At 74.3% G+C, this 23711-nt stretch carries 24 protein-coding genes and 1 pseudogene; 12 read left to right on the top strand and 13 right to left on the bottom strand.

Going from position 1 to position 23711, the window contains the following annotated elements; all coding sequences use genetic code 11:
* The 3 genes and pseudogenes from H1A17_RS16100 to pflA form a co-directional block, all read left to right on the top strand.
* A pseudogene (locus H1A17_RS16100) lies at positions 1–209 on the top strand (hypothetical protein); the annotation flags it as partial.
* Between the two features lie 142 nt (positions 210–351).
* Positions 352–2595, top strand: a complete 2244-nt coding sequence (gene pflB, locus H1A17_RS16095) for a formate C-acetyltransferase (RefSeq protein ID WP_194822234.1) — start codon at positions 352–354, stop codon at positions 2593–2595.
* On the top strand, positions 2592–3377 hold the full coding sequence (gene pflA, locus H1A17_RS16090; protein ID WP_309236783.1) for a pyruvate formate-lyase-activating protein: 786 nt from the start codon (positions 2592–2594) through the stop codon (positions 3375–3377). Before pflB ends, pflA begins: the two co-directional genes overlap by 4 nt.
* Before the next feature lie 20 nt (positions 3378–3397).
* Here pflA and H1A17_RS16085 read toward each other — a convergent pair whose 3' ends face one another.
* Positions 3398–3622: an AlpA family transcriptional regulator gene (locus H1A17_RS16085; RefSeq protein WP_145918971.1), complete on the bottom strand. Its 225-nt coding sequence runs from the start codon at positions 3620–3622 to the stop codon at positions 3398–3400.
* A gap of 219 nt (positions 3623–3841) precedes the next feature.
* On the opposite strand from H1A17_RS16085, the gene H1A17_RS16080 reads away from it, so the two are divergent.
* Both H1A17_RS16080 and H1A17_RS16075 read left to right on the top strand, forming a co-directional pair.
* Entirely contained in the window at positions 3842–4018 is a 177-nt protein-coding gene (locus H1A17_RS16080; protein ID WP_194822233.1) for a hypothetical protein, read from the top strand.
* A complete protein-coding gene (locus H1A17_RS16075) occupies positions 4015–4386 on the top strand; it encodes a hypothetical protein (RefSeq protein WP_228543637.1) in 372 nt (123 codons plus the stop codon). Before H1A17_RS16080 ends, H1A17_RS16075 begins: the two co-directional genes overlap by 4 nt.
* Here H1A17_RS16075 and H1A17_RS16070 read toward each other — a convergent pair.
* Positions 4301–4771, bottom strand: coding sequence for a cyclic nucleotide-binding domain-containing protein (locus H1A17_RS16070; protein ID WP_145918970.1), 471 nt, complete (start codon positions 4769–4771; stop codon positions 4301–4303). The two genes, H1A17_RS16075 and H1A17_RS16070, sit on opposite strands and share 86 nt — an antisense overlap.
* A 224-nt stretch (positions 4772–4995) precedes the next feature.
* Between H1A17_RS16070 and H1A17_RS16065 the strand changes: the two genes are divergently transcribed.
* The 3 genes from H1A17_RS16065 (at position 4996) to H1A17_RS16055 (ending at position 9666) form a co-directional block, all read left to right on the top strand.
* Complete coding sequence (locus tag H1A17_RS16065) at positions 4996–7731, top strand: cation-translocating P-type ATPase (RefSeq protein WP_375372818.1); 2736 nt, start codon at positions 4996–4998, stop codon at positions 7729–7731.
* A gap of 49 nt (positions 7732–7780) precedes the next feature.
* The gene (locus H1A17_RS16060; protein ID WP_145918968.1) at positions 7781–8665 is read left to right on the top strand and encodes a universal stress protein; all 885 of its coding nucleotides are present in this window, start codon (positions 7781–7783) and stop codon (positions 8663–8665) included.
* A gap of 128 nt (positions 8666–8793) precedes the next feature.
* Positions 8794–9666 (top strand): universal stress protein, encoded by an 873-nt coding sequence (locus tag H1A17_RS16055; protein WP_194822232.1) that lies wholly within the window; start codon positions 8794–8796, stop codon positions 9664–9666.
* 3 nt (positions 9667–9669) lie between these two features.
* On the opposite strand, the gene H1A17_RS16050 is transcribed toward H1A17_RS16055, so the two are convergent.
* From H1A17_RS16050 to H1A17_RS16040, 3 genes are all read right to left on the bottom strand, one after another.
* A complete protein-coding gene (locus H1A17_RS16050) occupies positions 9670–10293 on the bottom strand; it encodes an FMN reductase (protein WP_145918966.1) in 624 nt (207 codons plus the stop codon).
* Positions 10290–11435: an LLM class flavin-dependent oxidoreductase gene (locus H1A17_RS16045; protein ID WP_145918965.1), complete on the bottom strand. Its 1146-nt coding sequence runs from the start codon at positions 11433–11435 to the stop codon at positions 10290–10292. The genes H1A17_RS16050 and H1A17_RS16045 overlap by 4 nt, the downstream gene beginning before the upstream one ends.
* A 128-nt stretch (positions 11436–11563) precedes the next feature.
* Positions 11564–11944, bottom strand: a complete 381-nt coding sequence (locus H1A17_RS16040) for a hypothetical protein (protein ID WP_194822231.1) — start codon at positions 11942–11944, stop codon at positions 11564–11566.
* A 180-nt stretch (positions 11945–12124) separates the two neighbouring features.
* Between H1A17_RS16040 and H1A17_RS16035 the strand changes: the two genes are divergently transcribed.
* Positions 12125–12337 carry a type II toxin-antitoxin system HicB family antitoxin gene (locus tag H1A17_RS16035; protein ID WP_194822230.1) on the top strand — a complete coding sequence of 71 codons (213 nt, stop codon included), beginning with the start codon at positions 12125–12127 and terminating at the stop codon, positions 12335–12337.
* A 24-nt stretch (positions 12338–12361) separates the two neighbouring features.
* Here H1A17_RS16035 and H1A17_RS16030 read toward each other — a convergent pair whose 3' ends face one another.
* Entirely contained in the window at positions 12362–12967 is a 606-nt protein-coding gene (locus tag H1A17_RS16030) for a DNA-3-methyladenine glycosylase (protein WP_145918963.1), read from the bottom strand.
* A 96-nt stretch (positions 12968–13063) separates the two neighbouring features.
* On the opposite strand from H1A17_RS16030, the gene H1A17_RS16025 reads away from it, so the two are divergent.
* Both H1A17_RS16025 and H1A17_RS16020 read left to right on the top strand, forming a co-directional pair.
* A complete protein-coding gene (locus H1A17_RS16025) occupies positions 13064–13471 on the top strand; it encodes a DNA-binding protein (protein WP_194822229.1) in 408 nt (135 codons plus the stop codon).
* 396 nt (positions 13472–13867) lie between these two features.
* A complete protein-coding gene (locus H1A17_RS16020; RefSeq protein ID WP_145918961.1) occupies positions 13868–14218 on the top strand; it encodes an MmcQ/YjbR family DNA-binding protein in 351 nt (116 codons plus the stop codon).
* A 59-nt stretch (positions 14219–14277) separates the two neighbouring features.
* On the opposite strand, the gene argH is transcribed toward H1A17_RS16020, so the two are convergent.
* From argH to argC, 7 genes are all read right to left on the bottom strand, one after another.
* Entirely contained in the window at positions 14278–15741 is a 1464-nt protein-coding gene (argH, locus tag H1A17_RS16015; protein WP_145922697.1) for an argininosuccinate lyase, read from the bottom strand.
* Between the two features lie 89 nt (positions 15742–15830).
* Positions 15831–16340 carry an arginine repressor gene (locus H1A17_RS16010; RefSeq protein ID WP_088645179.1) on the bottom strand — a complete coding sequence of 170 codons (510 nt, stop codon included), beginning with the start codon at positions 16338–16340 and terminating at the stop codon, positions 15831–15833.
* Positions 16337–17266: an ornithine carbamoyltransferase gene (gene argF / locus H1A17_RS16005; RefSeq protein WP_194822228.1), complete on the bottom strand. Its 930-nt coding sequence runs from the start codon at positions 17264–17266 to the stop codon at positions 16337–16339. The genes H1A17_RS16010 and argF overlap by 4 nt, the downstream gene beginning before the upstream one ends.
* Complete coding sequence (locus H1A17_RS16000) at positions 17263–18465, bottom strand: acetylornithine transaminase (RefSeq protein ID WP_194822227.1); 1203 nt, start codon at positions 18463–18465, stop codon at positions 17263–17265. Before H1A17_RS16000 ends, argF begins: the two co-directional genes overlap by 4 nt.
* Entirely contained in the window at positions 18462–19388 is a 927-nt protein-coding gene (argB, locus tag H1A17_RS15995; protein ID WP_145918958.1) for an acetylglutamate kinase, read from the bottom strand. The genes H1A17_RS16000 and argB overlap by 4 nt, the downstream gene beginning before the upstream one ends.
* The gene (gene argJ / locus H1A17_RS15990; protein ID WP_145918957.1) at positions 19385–20557 is read right to left on the bottom strand and encodes a bifunctional glutamate N-acetyltransferase/amino-acid acetyltransferase ArgJ; all 1173 of its coding nucleotides are present in this window, start codon (positions 20555–20557) and stop codon (positions 19385–19387) included. The genes argB and argJ overlap by 4 nt, the downstream gene beginning before the upstream one ends.
* A 175-nt stretch (positions 20558–20732) precedes the next feature.
* Positions 20733–21734: an N-acetyl-gamma-glutamyl-phosphate reductase gene (argC, locus tag H1A17_RS15985; protein ID WP_194822226.1), complete on the bottom strand. Its 1002-nt coding sequence runs from the start codon at positions 21732–21734 to the stop codon at positions 20733–20735.
* 218 nt (positions 21735–21952) lie between these two features.
* On the opposite strand from argC, the gene H1A17_RS15980 reads away from it, so the two are divergent.
* Positions 21953–23686 carry a beta-1,3-glucanase family protein gene (locus H1A17_RS15980; protein WP_145918955.1) on the top strand — a complete coding sequence of 578 codons (1734 nt, stop codon included), beginning with the start codon at positions 21953–21955 and terminating at the stop codon, positions 23684–23686.
* Positions 23687–23711 lie beyond the last annotated feature (25 nt).

Raw genomic sequence — 23711 nt, 5'->3', positions numbered from 1 at the left:
CCGCAGCCGGTGCCGCCGCCGACGCCCTGCTCACCGCAGGCGTGGCGGTGGTGGCGCGGCGTCGGCCACCGGCGATCGGCACGGTCACCATGGGGCCCGGTGGCTGGGTCAGCCTGCGCGGTGCCCGGGTGCCCGCGCTGCGCCCGGCGACGCCCCGGCCGTGGTGGGCGCGGCTGCTGCGCGCCCAGCGGCTCGTCGTGCGGCGCTGACCGGCTGCGGGGGTCTTTGGTCCCGGGCGGGGGTGGTCCTGCGCCTCTGCCCGGGACGGCCCGGCCCGGCGAGGCTGATGGTGCAGGCGCAACACCCCGGCGACCCAGGCCGCCGGACCCGACCAGCGCGGAAGGACCGATCATGACCGGCACCGCACATCTCGACCCGTGGCGCGGCTTCACCGGCGACGCCTGGCGCGACACCGTCGACGTGGCCGCCTTCGTCCGGGACAACCACGAGCCCTACACCGGGGACGCGTCGTTCCTCACCGGGCCCACCTGCCGCACCCTGGAGGTCTGGGGCACGCTGCGGGCGATGTTCGTCGACGAGCGCCGCCGGGGCGTGTACGACATCGACGCCGCCACCCCGTCCACCATCACCGCGCACGCCCCCGGGTACATCGACCGGGAGCGGGAGCTGATCGTCGGGTTGCAGACCGACGCGCCGCTGCGCCGGGCCATCATGCCGGCCGGTGGGCTGCGGATGGTGGAGACCGCGCTGAAGGCGTACGGCTTCGCCGCCGACCCGCAGGTGCACCGGATCTTCACCACGTACCGCAGGACGCACAACGACGCGGTCTTCGACGCGTACCCGTCCGACGTGCTCGCCGCGCGCCGCTCGCACATCATCACCGGGCTGCCCGACGCGTACGGGCGGGGGCGGATCATCGGCGACTACCGGCGGGTGGCGCTGTACGGGGTGGACCGGCTGGTCGCCGAGCGGAAGGCGCTGAAGGCGGCGCTGGACGACCGGCCGTCGACCGACGAGGTGATCCGGGACCGGGAGGAGCTGGCCGAGCAGATCCGGGCCCTCGGCGAGCTGGCGCAGATGGCGGCGGGCTACGGCTACGACATCGCCGGGCCGGCCACCACCGGCCGGGAGGCGATCCAGTGGCTCTACTTCGCCTACCTGGCCGCCACCAAGGAGCAGAACGGCGCGGCGATGTCGCTGGGGCGTACCGCCGGGTTCGTCGACGTCTACCTGCGGCGGGACCTGGCCGAGGGACGGCTGACCGAGATGGACGCGCAGGAGCTGGTCGACGACTTCGTGATCAAGCTGCGGATCGTCCGGTTCCTGCGCACCCCCGAGTACGACCAGCTCTTCTCGGGCGACCCGACCTGGGTCACCGAGGCCCTCGGCGGGATGGACGTCGGCGGTCGGCCGCTGGTCACCCGGACCAGCTTCCGTTACCTCCAGACCCTCTACAACCTGGGTCCCGCCCCGGAGCCGAACCTGACGGTGCTCTGGTCGCCCCGGCTGCCGGTCGGGTTCAAGCGGTTCTGCGCCCAGGTGTCGCTGGACACCAGCGCCATCCAGTACGAGAACGACGACCTGATCCGGCCGGCGTACGACGACGACACCGCGATCGCCTGCTGCGTGTCGGCGATGCGGGTGGGCCGGGACATGCAGTTCTTCGGGGCGCGGGCCAACGTCGCCAAGGCCCTGCTGTACGCGATCAACGGGGGGCGCGACGAGATCACCGGCGAGCAGGTCGCCCCGGCCACCCCACCGGTCGGCGGCGAGACCCTCGACTACGCCGAGGTGCTGGCCGCGTACGAACGCACCCTGGACTGGCTGGCCGAGACGTACGTGGACGCGTTGAACGTGATCCACCACCAGCACGACCGGTACGCCTACGAGCGGCTGGAGATGGCCCTGCACGACCACCCGGTGCGCCGGTTCATGGCCACCGGCATCGCCGGGCTGTCGGTGGCGGTGGACAGCCTCGCCGCGATCCGCTACGGCAGGGTGAAGGTGCTGCGCGACGACACCGGCCTGGCGATCGACTACCTGGTCGAGGGGGAACCGCCGACGTACGGCAACAACGACGAGCGGGCCGACGCCATCGCGGTGTGGCTGACCGAGACGTTCGCCGCGAAGCTGCGCCGGCAGCGCACCTACCGCGACGCGGAGCTGACCATGTCGGTGCTGACCATCACCTCGAACGTGGTGTACGGCAAGCACACCGGCAACACCCCGGACGGCCGGCGGGCCGGTGAGCCGTTCGCCCCGGGCGCGAACCCGATGAACGGCCGGGACACCCACGGCCTGGTGGCCGCCGCGCTGTCGGTGGCGAAGCTGCCGTACGACGCCGCCCGGGACGGCATCTCGCTGACCTCGACGGTGACCCCGGACGGGTTGGGCCACACCCGCGACGAACGGATCGACAACCTGGCCGGGGTGCTGGACGGCTACACCGACGCCGGCGGGTTCCACCTCAACGTCAACGTGCTGGACCGGGCCACCCTGGTCGACGCGATGGCGCACCCGGAGCGCTACCCGCAACTGACCGTCCGGGTCTCGGGGTACGCGGTGAACTTCGTCCGGCTCACCCGGGAGCAGCAGGAGGACGTGGTGTCCCGGACCTTCCACGGGTCGCTGTGAACGTCCGGCCGCAGGACGCCGTCGCCACCGCCACCCGGCGGGGCGACGGCGTGCCGACCGGGGCGGTGCACTCGTGGGACGTGTCGGTGGGGGTGGACGGGCCGGGGACCCGGTTCGTGGCCTTCCTCGCCGGCTGCCCGCTGCGCTGCCGCTACTGCCACAGCCCGGACACCTGGTACCGGCGCAGCGGCCGGCACCGCACGGTCGACGACCTGATGGCGGAGATCGAGCCGTACCGGCGGTTCATCGCGGTGGCCGGGGGCGGGGTGACGCTCAGCGGTGGTGAGCCGCTGATGCAGCCCCGGTTCACCGGTGAGGTGCTGCGCCGCTGCCACGACCTGGGCCTGCACACCGCGCTGGACACCTCCGGCTTCCTCGGCGTCCGCGCCGACGACGCCCTGCTCGACGCCACCGACCTGGTGCTGCTGGACGTCAAGTCGTGGGACCCGGCGACGTACCGGCGGGTCACCCGCACCGGGTCGGTCACCCCGACGCTGCGCTTCGGCCGCCGGCTCGCCGACCGGGGCACCCCGATCTGGGTACGGTTCGTGCTGGTGCCGGGCCTCACCGACGCCGAGGAGAACGTGGCCGGGATCGCCGACTTCGCCGCCGGGCTGGGCACCGTGCAGCGGGTCGAGGTGCTGCCGTTCCACCGGCTCGGTGCGCACAAGTACGCCGAGTTGGGGCTCACCTTCCCGCTCGCGCAGACCGCCCCGCCCACCCCGGAGCTGGTGGCCCGGGTCCGGGGCCAGTTCGCCGCCCGTGGCCTGACCGTCACCTGACCCGTCGCCGGAACGCCTCGTCAGCCTTGCTCGTCGTCGTCCGCTGACGGCCTGGGGCGGCGGTGCTCCCGGATGTACGCCTCGACGTCGGACCGCAGCCACACCGAGCCGCCGATCAGCTTCTGGAACGGCGCGGGGAACTTGGGCAGCAGGATGAGCTGCCGGAATCGGGACCTGCTCACGCCCAGCATCTGCTGGATCTCAGCGGCTCCGACGAGCGGCCCCGGAACTTCTTCCTCGCCCATGACCCCGAAGGTATGCACAGTGAGTCCTACCCTTCAGGGCCTGCCTTACACGGGACGCCCTATAGGGCAGCAGGCTTTTCAGCACGCCCTACGGGGCCTGCCCTAGTTGACAGGTGCATTACTGAGGGTGTGGAATCGGTGACGCGGTGCCTCCGCCCTGGTGGAGCAGGGCTCGGCGGGGCGGGGTGCCGCGACGACCCGACACCCCCGGGAGGCGGAATGTGTGGACACCGCGAGCTGCCGTACCTGATCGCGTCGGCCTGGCGCTGCCTGGACCACCACCGCACGGCGCGGTGCGACAAGTGCACCGGCACCGGCTTCTGCCCGGTGGTGGAGGCCGCCCGCACCCGGATCAGGGCGTGGCGTCGGTACCGCAGCGTGTTCGGTCGGCCATGACCGCACCCCTGCCGAAGGCGGGCGACCTGCTCCTGCTGACCCGGGCGGCCAGCGTCCAGTTCGTCAGGCCGGTCCGGTTCCGGATGATCCGGGTGCTCGACCGGCCCACCTACGACGGCTGGATCTGGCTCGACGGCTACCGGCTCGACGCCCGGGACGAGGCGGTGGCCCGCCGGACGGTCTTCGTCCAGCCGGCCGGACTGGTCGCCATCCCCCGCACCGCCCCGACGCCGGCGCGGCGGTCCGGGCCGACGCCGCCGGGGGTGTCGACCCGGGCGCGGGTCAGCTCGCCGCCGAGGTCGGGTAGCCGTACAGGTCGAGCAGCCGGCCCCGGGACGCCTGGAGCCGGTCCACCACCACGCTCATGAACCGGGTGGTGAGCTGCCGGCCGAGGGCGTCGTCGGACTCCATCAGCCGGCGCACCCCGGCGGCGGTGAACTCCACCGTGGGGGTCCGTCGGACGGCCACCGCGCCGAACTGCCAGCGGTACGGCGGGAACAGCCACGACCAGCCCAGCACCCCACCCGGCCCGATCGACTCGATGCCCACGTCCCCACGCGCGGGAACCGGGAAGTCCAACGCCACCTCGCCGCCCCGGACCAGCCAGAACCGTTCCGCCGGCTGACCGGCGCGGAACAGCCGGTGGCCGGGGTGCCAGACCACCGGTCGGGCGTACCCGGTCAGCCGGGGCAGCCACTGCGGCGGCAGCCCGGCGAGGAAGGGGTGCTCGGTGAGCATCTCCAGGGGGGTCATCGGGGCACCCTTCGTCCGGAAACTCCTCGTCGGTCGTCCTGGCTTCCACTGTCGCTCGGGCCGGCCCCGACGCGGCAGGGCCTTTGGTCCCGTGACCTGCGGCGGATCGCCTCTGCCCGCCCGGCCGGCACGGCGCGACGCTGGACCTTGACGGCGTGCCCGGGACGCGCCGCGACGAGACGGGGAGGTCACCGGTGGCGACATCCGGTGCAGGGTCGGTGCTGGTGGACGACACCCGCGACGCGGAGCCGGTGACCACCGGCCTGTCCACCGCCGAGGCGACGGCGCGGCTACGCGCGGACGGCCCGAACACCGTCGCCGCGCCGGCCCGGCGGTGGCTCGTCGGCCGGGTGCTGCGCCAGCTCACCGATCCGCTCGTCGCCCTGCTGCTGGCCGCCGCGGTGGTCACCACCCTGCTCGGCGACTGGCCGGACACGGCGGTGATCGTGCTGGTGGTGGCGGTGAACACCGTCATCGGGGTGGTGCAGGAGGTCCGCGCCGACCGGGCCATCGCCGCCCTGGACCAGCTCTCCGCCCCCACCGCCCGGGTGGTACGCGACGGCCGGGACGTGGTGCTGCCGGCCGCCGACCTGGTCCGCGACGACCTGGTCCGGGTGGAGGCCGGTGACGTCGTCCCGGCGGACCTGCGGCTGGTCGAGGCGAACCGGTTCCAGGTCGACGAGTCGGCGCTGACCGGCGAGTCGGTGCCGGTGGAACGCCAGGACGGCGAGGAGGCGCGGGCCGGCACGGTGGTGACCACCGGGCGGGCCGCCGGCACCGTGCTCCGCACCGGCGCGGCCTCCGCGCTGGGCAGGATCAGTGCGTTGGTCGCCGGCACCCGTCCGGCCCCGACGCCGTTGCAGCGCCGGCTGTCCGTGCTCGGGCGGGTCCTCGGGCTGGTCGTGGTGGCCCTGTCCGGGCTGGTCTTCGCCATCGGCGTCGCCGGGGGCCGGCCGGTGGTGGAGATGGCGGTGACGGCGGTGAGCCTGGTGGTGGCGGCCGTACCGGAATCGCTGCCGGCGGTGGTGACCCTGGCACTGGCGCTGGGCGCACGCCGGATGGCCGGGGCACGGGCCATTCCGCGCCGGCTGCACGCGGTGGAGACCCTCGGCTCGGTGACGGTGATCGCCTCCGACAAGACCGGCACCCTCACCGAGGGCCGGATGGCGGTACGGACCGCGGTCACCCCCGACGGCACCCGGTACGACGTCGACGGGGTCGGCTACGCCCCGCACGGGCGGGTGGGCCGCGACGGCGTACCGGTGGCCGTGCCGGAGGACCTGCGCCGGCTGGCCCGCGCCGGGCTGCTCTGCAACGACGCGACGCTGTCGCCGCCGCAGGACGACCGGCCCGACTGGGGCGCGGTCGGTGACCCGCTGGAGGCCGCCCTGGTCGCCTTCGCCGGCCGGTGCGGGCTGGAGCCGACGGCCACCCGGGGCGCCTGGCCCCGGGTGGCCGAGCACCCGTTCGCGCAGGCCACCCGCCGGATGGTCACCGTGCACCGGTCCTGCGGCGGCCAGCGCCTGGTGGTCTGCAAGGGGGCACCGGAGAACGTGCTGACCACGCCCCTGCTGGACGCCACCGCCGAAGAGATCGACGCGTTGACCACCGCCGCCCGCGAGTTGGCCGCCGAGGGGCTGCGGGTGCTCGCGGTGGCGTCCGCGCTTGTCGACACGGCACCCGACCTGGCGGCGCCGGTCGGGTTGCGCCCGGTGGGACTGGTCGCCGTCGGCGACCCGCTGCGGGCCGGGGCCGCCGGGATCGCCGCCGGCCTCGACACCGCCGGGGTACGGCTGCTGCTGGTCACCGGCGACCATCCGGCGACCGCCGCCGCGATCGGTGGCCGGCTCGGCCTGTGGCAGCCCGGCGACCCGGTGGTGCGGGGCGACACCGACGACGCCACGCAGGCCGGGCCCCACGCCCGGGTGTTCGCCCGCACCCAGCCGGAACAGAAGCTGGACATCATCGCCGGCCTCCAGGCCCGGGGGCACGTGGTGGCGATGACCGGGGACGGGGTCAACGACGCCCCGGCGCTGCGTCGCGCCGACATCGGGGTGGCGATGGGTGGCGGCACCGAGGTCGCCCGACAGGCCGCCGACCTGGTGCTGGTCGACGACGACCTGGCCACCGTCACCGTCGCGATCGGCGAGGGCCGGCGGATCTACGACAACATCCGCCGGTTCCTGCGCTACGCCCTCTCCGGCGGGGTGGCCGAGATCGTGGTGATGCTGCTGGGCCCGCTGTTCGGGCTGCCCGTACCGCTGCTGCCGGCGCAGATCCTCTGGGTCAACCTGCTCACCCACGGGCTGCCGGGGGTGGCGCTCGGCGCGGAACCCGCCGAGCCGGGCACCCTGCGCCGGGCACCCCGCTCGCCGCGCGAGTCGGTGCTCGGGGCCGGGCTGGGCCGCGACGTGCTGGTGACCGGGGCGCTGATCGCGGCGGTGGTGCTGGCCGCCGGGGTGGCCGCCGCCCACGCCGGGCTGCCCTGGCAGTCGGTGGTGTTCGTGGTGCTGGGCCTGGCCCAGCTCGGGGTGGCGCTCGCCGTCCGGGCACCCCGGCCGGCCGGGGCGGGGCGGGCCAACCCGGGGCTGCTCGTCGCCGTGGCCGCATCGGCGCTGCTCCAGGTCGGCGGGGTGCTGCTGCCACCACTGCGGATGCTGCTCGGCACCGAACCCCTCGGCCTCACCGTCCTGCTGGCCTGCCTGGCGGTCAGCGCCCTGCCCGGCCTGGTGCTGCGGCTGGCCCGCCGCCGCCCCGCCGCCGTCACCCCGGCCCCGCCCGAACCCCGGCGGCCGGCCGGGGCGGTCACCGACGCCGACGCCGACGCGGTGACCGACGTCCCGAGGGCCGCCGTCACCGATCCCACCCGGGTCGCGGTCACCGACCCGGCGGTCGACGGGCCGGGCCGGGAACGTCCGGTGCGGGACCAAGGGCCCACCGGCGGGGCCGGACGCCCCTGACCGGGCGGGCCGGGCCCGACCAGGCTGGAGAGGGACGAAGGAGGACGTGATGACCAACAGAGCCGGTGCCCCCGTCGTGGTGGGTGTGGACGGTTCCCGATCGGCGTTGGACGCGGTCGGGGTGGCCGCCCGGGAGGCCGTCGCCCGCAACCGCCCGCTGCGGGTGGTGCACGCGTTCATCTGGCCACTCTTCGGCACCCCGCTCGGCCCCGCACCCGGCGGACCGCCCGACGGCGGGCTGCGCAACGAGGCCGAACGGATCGTCACCGAGGCGGTCGCCGAAGCCGGCAAGATCGCTCCGGAGCTGACCGTCACCGGGTACCTCTCCGACGGCGCGCCGACCCCGGTGCTGCTGCGCGAGGCCCGCGACGCGGCGCTGGTGGTGCTCGGCACCCGGGGGCTGGGCGGCTTCGCCGGGCTGCTGATCGGCTCGGTGGCGGTGCAGGTCTCGGCCCGCGCCGACTGCCCGGTGCTGGTGGTCCGGGGTGAGCCTCGGGCGGACGGCCCGGTGCTGGTCGGGGTGGACGGGTCGGCGCTGTCCACCGAGGCGCTCGGGTTCGCCTTCGCCGCGGCGGCGCAGCGCGACACCGGCCTGCTGGCCGTGCACGCCTGGCTGACCCCGGCACCGGTCGGCCCGGGTGACGTGCTACCACTGGTCTACGACGTGGAGGCGCTCGCCGCCGAGGAGGAACGGGTGCTCGCCGAGGCGCTGGCCGGCTGGTCGGAACGCTATCCGGACGTGCCGGTGACCCGGCGGCTGGTGCCCGGCGCGGCGGCCCGGGTGCTGGTCGAGGAGTCGGCGTCGGCCCAGCTCACCGTCGTCGGCGCGCACGGCCGCAGTGCCCTGGGCGGGGTGCTGCTCGGTTCGGTCAGCCACGCGGTGCTGCACCACGGGCACGGCCCGCTGGTGATCGTCCGACGCCGGGGGGCCTGACCGTCGGGGCGGCGGCGCGCCCGGTCGGGTCACCTGCCGGCGCGGGCGGGCCGGCACGTCGACAATGGGCTGGACCGGCGACGAGGGCAGAACCGGCAACACGGGCTGGACCGACCCTGGGAGGGCTGATGAACCGACCGGTAGTGGTGGGGGTGGACGGATCGCCGGCCAGCCTGGCCGCCGCAGAGCAGGCCGCCCACGCGGCGGTGCTGCGCGGCGTGCCCCTGCACCTGGTGCACGGCTACCTGCACCCGCTCGGGTACGGCGTCCCGCTGAACCCGTACGACCTGGGGGTGCCCGCGCCGTCGCAGGAGGCGCAGCAGATGTTGGAGCGGACCGCCGCCGAGCTGGCCGACCGGTGGTCGGGGCTGACCGTGCAGGCGCGGCAGGTCGCCGGTGGGGCGGGCGCGACGCTGGTCGAGGAGTCCCGCCGGGCCGACCTGGTGGTGGTAGGCAGCCGGGGCCTGGGCGGGTTCACCGGGCTGCTGCTCGGCTCGGTCGGCGCGCAGGTCGCCGCGCACGCCCACTGCCCGGTGCTGGTGGTGCCCCCGCAGACGCCGCCGCCCGGCGAGGTCGACGGGCCGGTGCTGGTGGGCGTGGACGGCTCGCCGGCCGCCGGGGTGGCCGCCGACCAGGCCGCCGCCGAGGCCGTCCGGCGGGGAGTCCCGCTGGTGCTGGTGCACGTCGGCCCCACCCCGCAGGAGCGGGACGGGGCCGACGACGAGCAGGCCGAGGCCAGCTACCGGGCGTCCGCGGTGCGGCTGCTCGCCGAGGCGTCCGCCGCCGTGCGCGCCGGCCACCCGGACGTGGTGCTGCGGGAACATCCGGTCCGGGCGGCCGGGGTGGCGCAGGGCCTGATCGAGGCGGGTGCGACGGCGTCGGTGCTGGCCGTCGGCACCCGGGGGCGGGGTGGTTTCACCGGCCTGCTGCTGGGTTCGGTCAGCCAGGCGGTGGTGCAGCACGCCCACTGCCCGGTGCTGGTGGCCCACCCGTACCGGTGAGGCTCAGTCCTCCCGACCGCCGAGGAGCTGCGCGAAGTCGGTGGTGAGGGCGAACGGGTCGGCCGGTCCGGCAGCCGCCGGCCGGCGGTCGACCTGGTCGGCCAGCTCCCGGCCGGCGCGCTGGATGCGGGACCGCAGCGCCCCCTCGGCGGTGCCGCCGGACCAGTCCTCCGGCGCGGCGAAGACCGACGTCGGCAGCACCACCGCCCGTAGGTAGCCGAACATCGGCCGGACGGCGTGCTCCAGGGCGAGGGAGTGCCGGGCGGTGCCGCCGGTCGCGCCGATCAGCACCGGCCGGTCGACCAGCGCCTGGGCGTCCACCACGTCGAAGAAGGACTTGAACAGCCCGTTGTACGACGCGTTGAAGATCGGCGTGACGGCGACGATGCCGTCGGCACCGGTGACCGCGTCGAGGGCGGCCCGCAGCTCGGTCGACGGAAAGCCGGTGAGCAGGTTGTTCACCACGTCGTGGGCGTGGTCGCGCAGCTCCACCACCCGCAGCTCCACCTCGTCGCCGCGCCCGACCAGCTCGTCGCGGGCGGCCGCGGCGAGCTGGTCGGCGAGCAGCCGGGTGGACGACGGTTGGCTCAGCCCCGCCGACACCACGGCCAGGGTGCGGCGGGTCATCGCCGGCCCTCCGCCCCGGCCCCGGCCAGGTCACCCGCGTCGGCCGCCCCGGTGGCCGCCCGGTCGGCGGCGTCACGGGCGGCGACCAGCGAGGCGTGGGTGGGCGCGACCGGCACGTGCGCCGGGCGCAGCGCGTCGAACTCCTTGCGCAGCACGGGTACGACCTCCTCGCCGAGCAGGTCGAGCTGCTCCAGCACCGTCTTCAGGGGCAGCCCCGCGTGGTCGAGCAGGAACAGCTGCCGCTGGTAGTCGCCGACGTACTCGCGGAAACCGAGGGTACGGTCGATGACCTGCTGCGGGCTGCCCACGGTCAGCGGGGTTTCCCGGGTGAACTCCTCCAGCGACGGCCCGTGCCCGTAGACCGGCGCGTTGTCGAAGTACGGCCGGAACTCGCGTACCGCGTCCTGCGAGTTGCGCCGCATGAACACCTGGCCGCCGAGCCCGACGATGGCCTGCTCGGGCGAGCCGTGGCCGTAGTGGGCGAAGCGCTGCCGGTAGAGGCCGACCATCCGCTGGGTGTGCTCCTTGGGCCAGAAGATGTGGTTGGCGAAGAAGCCGTCACCGTAGTACGCGGCCTGCTCGGCGATCTCGGGGCTGCGGATCGAGCCGTGCCAGACGAACGGCGGCACGCCGTCGAGCGGGCGCGGGGTCGACGTGAACGACTGCAACGGGGTACGGAACTTGCCCTGCCAGTCGACCACGTCCTCGCGCCACAGCCGGTGCAGCAGCTCGTAGTTCTCGACGGCGAGCCGGATGCCGTTGCGGATGTCCTGCCCGAACCACGGGTAGACCGGCCCGGTGTTGCCGCGCCCCATCATCAGGTCCACCCGGCCGTCGGCCAGGTGCTGGAGCATGGCGTAGTCCTCGGCGATCTTCACCGGGTCGTTGGTGGTGATCAGCGTGGTCGAGGTGGACAGCAGCAGCCGCTCGGTACGGGCCGCGATGTGCCCGAGCATGGTGGTCGGCGAGGAGGGGACGAACGGGCGGTTGTGGTGCTCGCCGGTGGCGAAGACGTCGAGACCGACCTCCTCGGCCTTGAGCGCGATCGCCACCATCGCCTTGATCCGCTCGTGCTCGGTCGGCTCCCGTCCGGTGGTCGGGTCGACCGTGACATCGCCGACGGTGAAGACTCCGAACTGCATGACCAGCTCCTCGCGTCTGAGATGCCGGGACCGTTCGTGGTACCCGGACGTCGCGCACAACATAGTTGCTGAGTCAACTATTCCGGCGGCGACCATTCGCGGGGTGGCCCCGGTCACCCCGCCGGCCACTACCCCTGCTGCGGCGTACCCGGGCCGGCCTGGTCCGATGCGCCGGGCGGCGGACCGGCGGGGCCCGCCGGAGCGTCGCCGGCGGAACCGGTGGCCGGCGGCGCGGCATCGGACGGGCCGCCGGTCGGCGACGGGTCGGCGGGTGGCGTGGGGTGCGACGGCGCGGCGGGCGGGCCGTACCCGGCCGGGCCGCTCGTTCCATACCCGGCCGGGCCGGACGGGGGCCGGGCCGGGACCGGGGGCGGCCCGGGTGGGGTCGGCCGGCGGCGGGCCACCTGCACCGCCACCACGACCACCGCAGCCAGCACCAGCATCACCAGCAGCGGAATGACCACGCAGGCCAGCCGACCGACCAGTACTCCGGCCTCGTGTGAGTCCATCCGGGCCACCTCCAGGGTCATGACTGCGCGCGAATGCTAACCAATTTCGCCAGGACCGGGCGCCCCCGCCTTGTTGCGACGACGGAAGAACTGCGGCACGCCGTCAGCGGGTCGGCGACGCACGGAGATGTCCGCCGGGCTCGTAGGGTGAGCACGGTCCGGCGTTCTGGGAGGGTGGAGATGGTGAGAACGTTCACGGCCGCCGTCCATCAGGAAGACGACTGGTATGTCGCCCGCTGCCTGGAACTGGACGTGGCGAGCCAGGGCGAGTCGGTCGACGAGGCACTGGTCAACCTACGGGAGGCCGTCGAGGCGTACCCTGAGGAGGTCGCGCAGCCCACCATCGAGGCGACCCCTCTGGTCACCTCCTTCCAGGTCGGCAAAGCCGCGTGAGTCCGGCGCTGGCCGATCTGCCGGTCAGGTGCGGCGTCGGGGTACGTGCCGGCGGTAGGGGCTGACCGTCGGGTCGCCGGTGATCCAGAACCGCCAGGGCACGTCGTGGGCGGCGGCCACCCCGACCCGGGGGCCGGCGGAGACCTCCGTGCCGGCGACCGGGCGGGTCGGCGGGCTCAGCAGCAGGGGGCCGCTCCCGTCGAGCACGCAGGTGCCGTTCGCCGAGGCGGTGACGCCGAGCGCGACTGCCAGCCGGGCCGGCCCCCGGGCCAGGTCGCGGTCGGCGACGTCACCCCGTCGGGCGCGGGCGGCCGGCGCCCCGTCGACCACCTCACCGGCGCGCAGCAGGACGGCCGCCGCCTCCCCGTCGCGGCCGCAGACGATGTTGAGACACCAGTGCATGCCGAACACGAAGTACGTGTAGGCGTGCCCGGCCGGGCCGAACATCACCCTGGTCCGGGGCGTCGGCCCGCGATGGGCGTGCGACGCCGGGTCCTCGCCGGTGCCCGCGTACGCCTCCACCTCGGTCAGCCTGATCCGGACGCCGCCGGCGGCGAGTTCCCAGCCGAGCAGGGTGCGCGCCGTCGCGGCGACCTCGGCGGCGGGGGCGTGCAGCCACGGGTAGTCCACCGGTCCAGGTAACGCCACCCGACGAAGATCGGCAAACCGACGGGAGTCGTTGAACGTTTCGTTGACAACGTTCCGTTTATGGGTTGCGATGGGGTGATGAGTGACGCCTTCACCGCACCCGACGCGAGCCGCGCCCGGGCCGAACGGACCTACGCCGCACTGCACCGGCTCAGCGAGCGGCACGCCGACACCGACGCCCGACGCCGCCGGCACACCAACCCGCACCTCGCCGACCCGTGGGAAGCGGTCTGCGTGGTCACCGCGCTCGCCGCCGGCGGGGTCGTGCCGGACACCGGCGAGGAACCCGTCGACGACGCCGACCTGATGGCCGCGCTGACCCTGCTGCCGCACCTGCGGGCCGAACTCGACGTGCTGGAGGCGGGCCTGCTGACCACGGCACGGGCCCGGGGGCTGACCTGGCAGGCGATCGGCCACGGCCTCGGCCTGGGCAGCGCGCAGGCCGCCCGGCAGCGCTACGAACGCCTGGCCACCCGGACCGCCTGACCGCCGACACGACGACGACGGCCGCCACCCCCACCCCACTACTCAAAGTAGTTCGCTGATCGCCGCCACCTCTCCCCCTGCGACGCTTTGCTCTGCTGACCTCGACGCGACAGACACCCGGAGTAACGGCTGCTGCTTCTAGCTGTCGCCTCAGCGCCAGCGAAATTCGCAGCTCAAGCGGATGGTGCGGAAAGGGCAGCAGAGCAAAGGAAGCGAAGGCATGAGGGTGCCCGAGGAACAGAGGTCACTCACCGTGGCCACGGAGCCCTGATCACCTACCGTGATCGCCTTTCCTCCGCCACCGGCGATGCGGCGACAACTGCCAGGTCGGCCGACCAGCCGGAGGGGGCCGGTTCGGGGAGACTGGGCCGACCACCACCGCACCGGGAGGACACCATGACCCGCGAGGACATGTTGGCGTACTGCCTCGGCAAGCCGGGGGCCTGGCTGGACCGGCCCTGGGAGGGCGACGAGGTGGTGAAGGTGGGCAGCCGGATCTTCGCGTTCCTCGGCGCACCCGACGGCACCGACCGGGTCGGGGTGAAGTGCGGCCCGAGCCGCGAGGTCGCCGACGAGTGGCTGCACCGGTTCCCCGCCGACGCCCGGCCGATGCCGTACGTCGGCCGCTCCGGCTGGAACGCGCTCGACCTGGGCGGCACCATCCCCGACGACGAACTGGTCGAGGCGGTCGACGGCTCGTACGAGGCGGTGGTGGCGAAGCTGCCCCGCCGCGAACGCCCCGCCTGACCGCGCCCGGCCGCCCGCGCCCCGGACCACGGGACGACGGACGACCGGCGCGGGTCAGCTCAGCGGGGGACGACCCGCTCGGCGGCCCACTCCCGCCAGCCGGTGAGCTGGTCGGACGCGGCGGCGAGCTGGTCGGCGACCGGGCCGGGACCGGTGGAGCCGGGGGTGATCCGGGCGGCCAGCGCCGACCGGACCGACAGCACGTCGCGCACCGACGGGTCGAGGTGCTCGCTGACCGCCGCCAGGTCAGCGTCGGACACGTCGTCGAGCGCGCAGTCCCGGGCGACGCAGAGCGCCACCAGCTTGCCGGTGATCTCGTGCGCGTCGCGGAACGGCACGTTGCGCCGGACCAGCCAGTCGGCGACCTCGGTGGCGAGCGAGAAGCCCACCGGCGCGGCGGCGACGAGGCGGTCCACCCGTACCGTCATCGTGGAGATCATCCCGGCCAGCGCCGGCAGCAGCAGCTCCAGGGTGTCGACCGCGTCGAACGCGGGCTCCTTGTCCTCCTGCATGTCCCGGTCGTAGGTCATCGGCAGGCCCTTGAGCATCGTCAACACGCTCATCAGCCCGCCGACCAGCCGGCCGGACTTGCCCCGGGCCAGCTCGGCGATGTCCGCGTTCTTCTTCTGCGGCATGATCGACGAACCGGTGGCGAACGCGTCGTCCAGCTCCACCCAGCCGAACTCGTGCGACGTCCAGAGCACCACCTCCTCGCCGAGACGGGACAGGTGCACCCCGACCAGCGCGGTGACGAAGAGGAACTCGGCGACGAAGTCCCGGTCGGCGACCGCGTCCATCGAGTTGGCGAACGACGTCCGGAAACCCAGCTCCTTCGAGACCGCCACCGGGTCCAGCGGCAGGCCCGACCCGGCCAGCGCCCCCGCGCCGAGCGGGCTGACCGCCGTACGATGGTCCCAGTCGCGCAGCCGCTCCAGGTCCCGCAGCAGCGGCTGGACGTGGGCCAGCAGCCAGTGCCCGAAGGTGACCGGCTGGGCGTGCTGGAGGTGGGTCATCCCCGGCGCCGCCGTGTCGACGTGCCGTTCCGCCTGCTCCACCAGGGCCTCGGCCAGCTCGACCAGCCGGGCGGCCACCCCCCGGGCGTGGTCCCGCAGGTAGAGCCGCAGGTCGGTGGCGACCTGGTCGTTGCGGGAGCGGCCGGCGCGCAGCTTGCCGCCGAGGCTGCCCAGCCGTTCCAGCAGGCCCCGCTCCAGCGCGGTGTGCACGTCCTCGTCGTCGATCGTCGGACGGAACTGCCCGGACGCGCAGGCCGCCTCCAGGTCGTCCAACGCCGCCAGGATCCTCCCCAGCTCGTCGGGGTCGAGCAGCCCCGCGCCGGCCAGCACCCGGGCGTGCGCCCGGGAACCCGCGATGTCGTACGGGGCGAGACGCCAGTCGAACTGGACGCTCACCGACAGCCGCGCCAGGGCCTCGGCGGGACCACCGGCGAACCGGCCACCCCACAGACTCGTCCGGTTCGTCGCGGCGCTGTTCTCGGTCAGGCTCTTGTCGTCCACGCCGCTCATTCTGGCAGTGCTCACCTTTCGCTCCCCGACGGTGGGGTACGCCCCCGACGCCGGTCCGTCCGTCGTCCGTGAACCCGCGACCCGGTCGGTCACGGGGTGTTCGTCTCGCCGCCGTCGTCGCGGCGGGCCCACCCGGCGAGCTTCTCGCCCAGCGCGGCCCCGCCGTCCGCCTCGCGGGCCACCACCAGGATGGTGTCGTCACCGGCGATGGTGCCGACCACCTCGGTCAGGCCCGCCCGGTCCACCGCGCTGGCCAGGTAGTGGGCCGCGCCCGGCGGGGTACGCAGCACCGCGATGTTGCCGCTGGAGTCGACCCCGTTGAGCAGTTCCCGCAGCAGCCGGATCAGCCGGGCGGGGGCCGCCTCGGCGTCGCGCAGCGGCCGGTGGCCGTCCTCGGGGATCAGGTAACCGGCCCGCCCGTCGCCGCCCCGGGCCTTCACCGCACCCAACTCCTCCAGGTCCCGGGAGAGGGTGGCCTGGGTGACCTGCACCCCGTCGGCGGCCAGCAGGTCGGCCAGCTCGGTCTGGGAACGGATCGCCCTGGCCCGGATCAACTCGACGATGCGGGCGTGCCGGGCGGCGCGGGTCGGGGCGGTCATGATGAGGATGCCTCCAGGAGAAAGGTCAGCAGCGCCTTCTGGGCGTGCAGCCGATTCTCCGCCTGGTCGAAGACCACGCTGTGCGGGCCGTCGAGCACCTCGCTGGTGATCTCCTCGTCCCGGTGCGCGGGCAGGCAGTGCAGCACCTTCACGTCCGGCCGGGCGTGCCCGAGCAGCGCGGTGTTCACCTGGTACGGCAGGAACGGGGTGATCCGGTCCAGCCCGTCGTCCTCCTGCCCCATCGAGGTCCAGGTGTCGGTGGCGACCACGTCGGCATCCCGGACCGCCTCCACCGGGTCGACCAGCGCCCGCACCGACCCGCCGGTGCCGGCGGCGATCTTCCCGGCCCGGTCCAGCACCCCCGGATCGGGCTGGAACCCGGCCGGCCCGGCGACCCGCACGTGCATCCCGGCGGTCGCCCCGGCCAGCAGGTACGAGTGGGCCAGGTTGTTCGCCGCGTCCCCCACGTACGCCAGGGTCCGCCCGGCGGTGCCGCCGCAGTGCTCGCGGACGGTGAGCAGGTCGGCCAGGAGCTGGCACGGGTGGTAGCCGTCGGTCAGCGCGTTGATCACCGGGACGCCTGCGTGCGCCGCCACCTCGGCGATCCGGTCGTCGCCGTGGGTACGCAGCACGATGGCGGCGACGTAGCGGGACAGCACCCGGCCGGCGTCGGCCAGCGTCTCGCCCCGCCCGAAGTGGGTGACCTGGGTGTCCACCACGAGCGGATGACCACCGAGTTCGGCGATGCCGGCGTCGAAGGAGATCCGGGTCCGCAGGCTCTGCTTGTCGAACAGCACCGCCACCGAACGCGGCCCGGCCAGCGGGGTGAACCCGAACCGGTCGGCCTTCATCCGGGCGGCCAGGTCGAGCACGGCCGACTGTTCGGCCGGGGTGAGATCGTCGTCGGCCAGCAGGTGCCGGATCATGTGCGGGTCTCCGTCGGGGTCGGGGTGGAGTTGGGGGCGGCGGCGTCGAGGGCGGCGGGGAGGGCGGCCAGGAACGCGTCGACCTGCTCGGCGGTGAGGACCAGCGGCGGGGCGAGCCGGATCACCCCCGGCTGGACCGGGTTGACCAGGAACCCCGCCGACCGCAGCGCGTCGGCCACCGGGCCGGCGACCGGCGCGGCGAGGACGACGCCGAGCAGCAGCCCGGCCCCGCGTACCTCGGTGACGAGCGGGTGGCCCAGCGCCTCGACGCCCCGGCGCAGCCGTTCACCGGTGCGCTTGACGTGGTCGAGCAGCCCCTCGCTGGCGATCGTGGAGACCACCGCGAGGGCGGCGGCGCAGCTCACCGGGTTGCCGCCGAAGGTGGTGCCGTGCGAACCGGCGCGCAGCAGCTCGGCGGCCCGGCCGAAGGCCAGGCAGGCGCCGATCGGCAACCCGCCGCCGAGACCCTTGGCCAGGGTGACGACGTCCGGCTCGACCCCCTCGCCCTGGTGGGCGAACCAGTACCCGGTGCGCCCGATCCCGGTCTGCACCTCGTCGAGCACCAGCAGGGCCCCGTGCCGGGCGGTGATCCGCCGCGCCTCGGCCAGGTACCCGGGCGGCGGGACGACCACCCCGTTCTCGCCCTGCACCGGCTCCAGGATCACCATCGCCGTCGCGTCGGTGACGGCCGCCGCCAGCGCCGCCACGTCGCCGTACGGGACGTGGTCGACGTCGCCGGGCAGCGGGCGGAACGGGTCGGCCTTCGCCGGCTGGCCGGTCAACGCGAGCGCACCCATGGTGCGGCCGTGGAAACCGCCGACGGTGGCGACGACGTGCGACCGGCCGGTGAGCCGGGACAGCTTGAACGCGGCCTCGTTGACCTCCGCGCCGGAGTTCGCGAAGAACACCCGGCCCGGCCGGCCGGCCAGCGCCAGCAGCAGCTCCGCCAACGCCACCGGAGGTTCGGCGACGAACAGGTTGGAGACGTGGCCGAGGGTGGCGACCTGCTTGGAGACGGCGGCCACCACGGCGGGGTGGGCGTGCCCGAGGGAGTTGACCGCGATGCCGCCGAGCAGGTCGACGTACTCCCGGCCGGCCTCGTCGACGACGACCGCGCCCGAACCGGAGGCCAAGGCCAGCGGCGGGGTGCCGTAGTTGTCCATCATGGACTGCCGCCAGCGTTCCACCAGCGTGCTCATGAACCGACCGTGCCTTCCTGGTTGGTGGACCCGGTCGGGGTGTCGACGACCATCGTGCCGAACCCCTCCGAGGTGAAGACCTCCAGCAGCGTGGAGTGGGCGACCCGGCCGTCGACGACGTGCGCGGCGGGCACTCCCCCGCGCACCGCCCGCAGGCAGGCCTCCATCTTGGGCACCATCCCCGCCTCCAGGGACGGCAACAGCTTCGCCAACGCCTCGGTGCCGATCTCGCTGACCAGGCTGGCGGTGTCCGGCCAGTCGGCGTACAGGCCCGCGACGTCGGTGAGAACGACCAGCTTGCGGGCTTCCAGGGCGATCGCCAGCGCGGCGGCGGCGGTGTCGGCGTTGAGGTTGTGCAGCACCCCGTCGGCGTCCGGCGCGACCGTCGAGATGACCGGAATCCGGCCGGCCGCGATCAGGTCGGTCACCGCCGAGACGTCCACCGACTCCACGTCGCCCACCTGACCCACGTCGACCGCCTCGCCGTCGACCCAGGCGGGCCGCCGCACGGCGGTGAACAGGCCGGCGTCCTCGCCGGACAGGCCCACGGCGAACGGACCGTGCGCGTTGATCAACCCGACCAGTTCCCGGCCGACCTGACCCACCAGCACCATCCGGACGACGTCCATCGCCTCCGGCGTGGTGACCCGCAGGCCACCCTTGAACTCGCTGGCGATGCCGAGCCGACCCAGCATCGCCGAGATCTGCGGGCCGCCGCCGTGCACCACGACCGGCTTGAGGCCGGCGTAGCGCAGGAAGACCATGTCGGCGGCGAAGGCCCGTTGCAGGGCCGGGTCGACCATCGCGTTGCCGCCGTACTTGACCACCACGGTGGCCCCGGAGAACCGGGCCAGCCAGGGCAGCGCCTCGATCAGCGTCTCGGCCTTCGCCTGGGCCCGGGTGAGATCCGCGGACAGGCTCATGTCGAGTACGCCGAGTTCTCGTGCACGTACGCGTGCGACAGGTCGTTGGTCCAGATCGTGGCCGCCGCCGCGCCGGCGTGCAGGTCGATGCGGATGGTGACGTCCCGCCCGGTCAGGTCGACCTTGGCCCGGTCCTCGGCGGCGGCACCGCCACGGCACACCCAGATCCCGTTGACCGCCACGTCCACCGCGTCCGGGTCGAACGCGGCGGCCGTGGTGCCGACCGCCGCCAGGATGCGCCCCCAGTTCGGGTCGTTGCCGAACAACGCCGTCTTGACCAGGTTGTTCCGGGCCACCGAGCGGCCCACCTCGACCGCGTCGTCCTCGTCGGCGGCACCGACCACCTCGATGGCGACCTGCTTGGTCGCCCCCTCGGCGTCGGCCACCAACTGCTGGGCCAGGTCGTGACAGGCCGCGGTGACCGCGGCGGTCAACTCCGCCTCGTCGGGTTCCACCCCGGACGCCCCGCTGGACAGCAGCAGCACCGTGTCGTTGGTGGACATGCAGCCGTCGGAGTCGACCCGGTCGAAGGTGACCCGGGTGGCGGCCCGCAACGCCACGTCCAGCAGCTCCGGCCCGGCCACCGCGTCGGTGGTCAGCACGCACAGCATGGTGGCCATGCCGGGGGCGAGCATGCCGGCCCCCTTGGCCATCCCGCCCACGCTCCACCCGGCGCCCGGGGCGACGGTGGTCTTCGGCCGGGTGTCCGTGGTCATGATCGCCTCGGCGGCGGCCGGACCGCCGTCGCGGGCCAACGCCCGGATCGCGGTACGCACCCCGGGCAGCAGCCGGTCCATCGGCAGCCGCTCACCGATCAGCCCGGTCGAGCAGACCGCCACGTCACCGGCACCCAGCCGCAGCCGGGGGCTGGACGCGGTGAGCGCGGCGGCGGTGTGCTCGGCGGTGGCGTGGGTGTCCTGGAAACCGGCCGGGCCGGTGCAGGCGTTCGCGCCACCGGAGTTCAGCACCACCGCGCGGACCACGCCGCCCCGGACGACCTGCTGCGTCCAGCGCACCGGCGCGGCCTTGACCCGGTTGGTGGTGAAGACGCCGGCCACCCCGGCGTCCGGACCGTCGTTGACGACCAGGGCGACGTCGGTGGCCCCGCCGCTCTTCAAGCCGGCCGCGACACCGGCCGCACGGAAGCCCCGAGGGGCGGTGACACTCATGGGGCAAGCCTTTCGTTCACGACTGCGGGACTCCGCTGCGCTGCGCTCCTCGCGCTCACCGATGCCGACCTTACGTTCACGACTGCGGGACTCCGCTGCGCTGCGTTCCTCGCGCTCACGGGTGTTGACCTTCTGTTCGCGACTGCGGGGCTCCGCTGCGCTGCGCTCCTCGCGCTCACGGTGCAACTCCAAAGAGGGGCAGGCCGGTGGTCTCGGGCAGGCCGAGCATCAGGTTGGCGTTCTGCACCGCCTGGCCGGCGGCACCCTTGCCGAGGTTGTCGATGGCGCTGACCACGATCACCCGACCGGAGTCGACGTCGACGGTGGCCTGGAGGTGGCACGAGTTCGCCCCGGCGGTCGCGGCGGTGTGCGGCCACGCCCCCTCGGGCAGCAGGTGCACGAACGGCGCGTCGGCGTACGCGTCGGCCAGCACCGCCCGCGGGTCGACGTCGCCGGTGGGCACGGCGGTGACGGTGGCGAGGATGCCGCGCGGCATCGGGGCCAGCACCGGGGTCAGCGACAGCCCGGTCGCGCCGGTCGCCTGCTTGATCTCCGGAACGTGCTGGTGGGCACCGACCTTGTAGGGCGACAGGTCCCCCATCACCTCACTGCCGAGCAGGTGCGCCTTGGCGGCCCGGCCGGCCCCGGAGGTGCCGGAGGCGGCCACCACGACCACGTCGGCCGGCGCGACCGCACCGGCGGCGATCAGCGGCGCGAGGGCCAGGGTGATGGCGACGGCGTAACAGCCGGTGTTGGCGACCCGGGTCGCCCCGGCGATCGCCGCCCGCTGGCCGGGCAGCTCCGGCAGGCCGTACGTCCAGGCCCCGGCGTGCGGGCCGCCGTAGTAGCGGGACCAGGCGTCGGCGTCGCGCAGCCGGTGGTCGGCACCGAGGTCGACCACCCGCACCGACTCCGGCAGCTCGGCGGCGAGCGCCGCCGACTCGCCGTGCGGCAGCGCCAGGAAGACCAGGTCCGCGTCGGCGAGCGTCGTCGGGTCGGTCGCCGCGAACGTCAGGTCCAACCCCACGAGCTGCGGGTGTACGGCGGTGACCGGCGCACCGGCCTGGCGGTGCGCGGTGGCGGCGACCAGGTCGAACTCGGGGTGACCGGCGATCAGGCGCAGCAGCTCGCCCCCGGCGTAGCCGCTCGCTCCGGCGACCGCAACTCGGATACCCATTCCAACCTCCGCATGACTATGCAGAGAAGGCTAGCGACCCACCGACCTTCTGTGCAAGTTAATACAGCCTACTGCATGGACATGAAGAAGTGACCTGGACCACTCACACGCATTGACAGCCATGAGGACATTGGCCATGCTGAGAGAGCGCTCTCTAGCCGCCTATCAGCCACATACCACCCGCCTGCCGCTTGCGGCCCCGGCCGAAGGAGCCGTCCTTGCGTACCCCGAGAAGCTGGGCCACCGCCCTCGCCGCGATCGCGATCGCCGGCGCCACCACCCTCGGCCTCACCACCGCGCCCACCCGCGCCGTCGGACCGTCCCCCCTCCCGCTGACGGTCACCAACAGCACCGGCCGGGCGGAGGCCGTCCACCTCTACCTCCTCGGCGTCGACCTCGCCTCCGGCCGGCTCGGCTACGTGACCGCCGGGGGCGTCTTCACCCCCTGGCCGGCCGGCGGTCAGCCGCCCACCCCCGCCCCCGACGTCTCGATCGCCGGGCCCGCCAACGGCGGCTCCGTCACCCTGCGGGTCCCCCGTGGCCTCTCCGGGCGGGTCTACTTCTCCTTCGGCCAGAAGCTGCGCTTCTCACTGACCCCGGACGGCCTGGTCCAGCCGGCCCCCTGGGCGGCCGGCGACCCCAACCGCGACATCCTGTTCGACTGGTCCGAGTTCACCTACAACGACGCCGGGCTCTGGCTCAACAGCACCCAGGTCGACATGTTCGCCGTCCCGCACGCGGTCAGCGTCACCGGCGCGAGCGGCACCACCCGGCGGGCCGGCCAACTCGTCAGCGGCGGCCGGCAGGCCGTCATCGACGCCGTCCGCGCCCAGCCCGGCTGGGCGGACACCGTGCAGACCCGGTCCGACGGCACGGTGCTGCGGGTGCTCTCCCCCGGCAAGGCCGTCGACGCCGGCCGGTTCGCCTCCGGCTACCTCGACCCGTACATCGACGCGGCCTGGCGCTCCTACGCCACCCGGACGCTGACCGTGACCCCGTTCACCGACCGGCCCGACATGCGCTACCTCGGGCGTACCGCCGGCACCACGATGACGTTCACCGACCCGTCCGGCCGGCAGGTCGCCACCTTCACCAGGCCCACCAGCTCCGACGTGTGGGACTGCGACGGGACCCTCGCCGCCCCCAACGACCAGGTGGTCGGGCCGATCGCCCGGACGCTCTGCGCCGCCCTGCACCGCACCACCCTCGACACCATCACCACGCAGCCCGGCGGCGGCCCGGCCGACTTCTACCGGGGCACGCTGACCAACCACTACTCGCGGATCATCCACCAGCACATGGTCGACGGCCGGGCGTACGGCTTCGCCTTCGACGACGTGCTCGCCCAGGAGTCCCTGGTGCACGACGGCGACCCGCGCGCCGCCGGCCTCACCCTCACCCCGTTCACCGGTAGCACCACCCCGACGCCCACGGCCACCCCGACGCCCACCGCCAGCCCGACCCCACCCCCCGGCCAGCCGTGGAACGCGACCCGCCACCTCCAGGCCGACGGCACCCTGGCCGGCACCACCGGACCCACCGGCACGGTCACCCTGGCGGCGGCGAACGGCAACCACGACGGCACCCCCACCAACGCCCGGGTCTTCACCGCCCGTGGGCTCACCGGCACCTGGACCGGCGCAGCCACCACCTTCGACCTGGCCGTCGACGCCGGCACCGCCGTCGGCGACGGCGTCCAGGCCCGGGTGTCGTACGACCTCACCGGCGACGGCACCGCCGACCGGGTCGAGACGTACGCCTACTTCGCCACCGACCCGGTGCCCGGCGTCGAGCGCTACCGGCAGACCCAGGGGCTGCGCTCGGCCACCGGCACCCTCGGCAACCTGCGCGGCGGGACGGTGACCGTGCAGGTCTGGAACGCCATCGGCGGCACCCCGACCACCCTCGGCGTCGGCGACGCCTCCCGCGTCGTACTGCCCTTCACCGGCTGACCGTGCGGCGTCTTCCGGAGGCCGG

The sequence above is a fragment of the Micromonospora sp. S-DT3-3-22 genome (assembly GCF_015354745.1).
GTDB classification, from domain to species: Bacteria; Actinomycetota; Actinomycetes; order Mycobacteriales; family Micromonosporaceae; genus Micromonospora; species Micromonospora wenchangensis.
Note: the sequence above shows the minus strand (reverse complement) of the source record. Positions and strands in the feature narration are given on the sequence as shown.

Excerpts from the sequence above, each read along its gene's own strand:
- pflB (WP_194822234.1), top strand. The coding sequence starts at position 352 with ATGACCGGCACCGCACATCTCGACCCGTGGCGCGGCTTCACCGGCGAC.
- H1A17_RS16085 (WP_145918971.1), bottom strand. The coding sequence starts at position 3,622 with ATGGGCGAGGAAGAAGTTCCGGGGCCGCTCGTCGGAGCCGCTGAGATC.
- H1A17_RS16080 (WP_194822233.1), top strand. The coding sequence starts at position 3,842 with ATGTGTGGACACCGCGAGCTGCCGTACCTGATCGCGTCGGCCTGGCGC.
- H1A17_RS16075 (WP_228543637.1), top strand. The coding sequence starts at position 4,015 with ATGACCGCACCCCTGCCGAAGGCGGGCGACCTGCTCCTGCTGACCCGG.
- H1A17_RS16070 (WP_145918970.1), bottom strand. The coding sequence starts at position 4,771 with ATGACCCCCCTGGAGATGCTCACCGAGCACCCCTTCCTCGCCGGGCTG.
- H1A17_RS16060 (WP_145918968.1), top strand. The coding sequence starts at position 7,781 with ATGACCAACAGAGCCGGTGCCCCCGTCGTGGTGGGTGTGGACGGTTCC.
- H1A17_RS16055 (WP_194822232.1), top strand. The coding sequence starts at position 8,794 with ATGAACCGACCGGTAGTGGTGGGGGTGGACGGATCGCCGGCCAGCCTG.
- H1A17_RS16050 (WP_145918966.1), bottom strand. The coding sequence starts at position 10,293 with ATGACCCGCCGCACCCTGGCCGTGGTGTCGGCGGGGCTGAGCCAACCG.
- H1A17_RS16045 (WP_145918965.1), bottom strand. The coding sequence starts at position 11,435 with ATGCAGTTCGGAGTCTTCACCGTCGGCGATGTCACGGTCGACCCGACC.
- H1A17_RS16040 (WP_194822231.1), bottom strand. The coding sequence starts at position 11,944 with ATGGACTCACACGAGGCCGGAGTACTGGTCGGTCGGCTGGCCTGCGTG.
- H1A17_RS16035 (WP_194822230.1), top strand. The coding sequence starts at position 12,125 with ATGGTGAGAACGTTCACGGCCGCCGTCCATCAGGAAGACGACTGGTAT.
- H1A17_RS16025 (WP_194822229.1), top strand. The coding sequence starts at position 13,064 with ATGAGTGACGCCTTCACCGCACCCGACGCGAGCCGCGCCCGGGCCGAA.
- H1A17_RS16020 (WP_145918961.1), top strand. The coding sequence starts at position 13,868 with ATGACCCGCGAGGACATGTTGGCGTACTGCCTCGGCAAGCCGGGGGCC.
- argH (WP_145922697.1), bottom strand. The coding sequence starts at position 15,741 with ATGAGCGGCGTGGACGACAAGAGCCTGACCGAGAACAGCGCCGCGACG.
- H1A17_RS16010 (WP_088645179.1), bottom strand. The coding sequence starts at position 16,340 with ATGACCGCCCCGACCCGCGCCGCCCGGCACGCCCGCATCGTCGAGTTG.
- argF (WP_194822228.1), bottom strand. The coding sequence starts at position 17,266 with ATGATCCGGCACCTGCTGGCCGACGACGATCTCACCCCGGCCGAACAG.
- H1A17_RS16000 (WP_194822227.1), bottom strand. The coding sequence starts at position 18,465 with ATGAGCACGCTGGTGGAACGCTGGCGGCAGTCCATGATGGACAACTAC.
- argB (WP_145918958.1), bottom strand. The coding sequence starts at position 19,388 with ATGAGCCTGTCCGCGGATCTCACCCGGGCCCAGGCGAAGGCCGAGACG.
- argJ (WP_145918957.1), bottom strand. The coding sequence starts at position 20,557 with ATGAGTGTCACCGCCCCTCGGGGCTTCCGTGCGGCCGGTGTCGCGGCC.
- argC (WP_194822226.1), bottom strand. The coding sequence starts at position 21,734 with ATGGGTATCCGAGTTGCGGTCGCCGGAGCGAGCGGCTACGCCGGGGGC.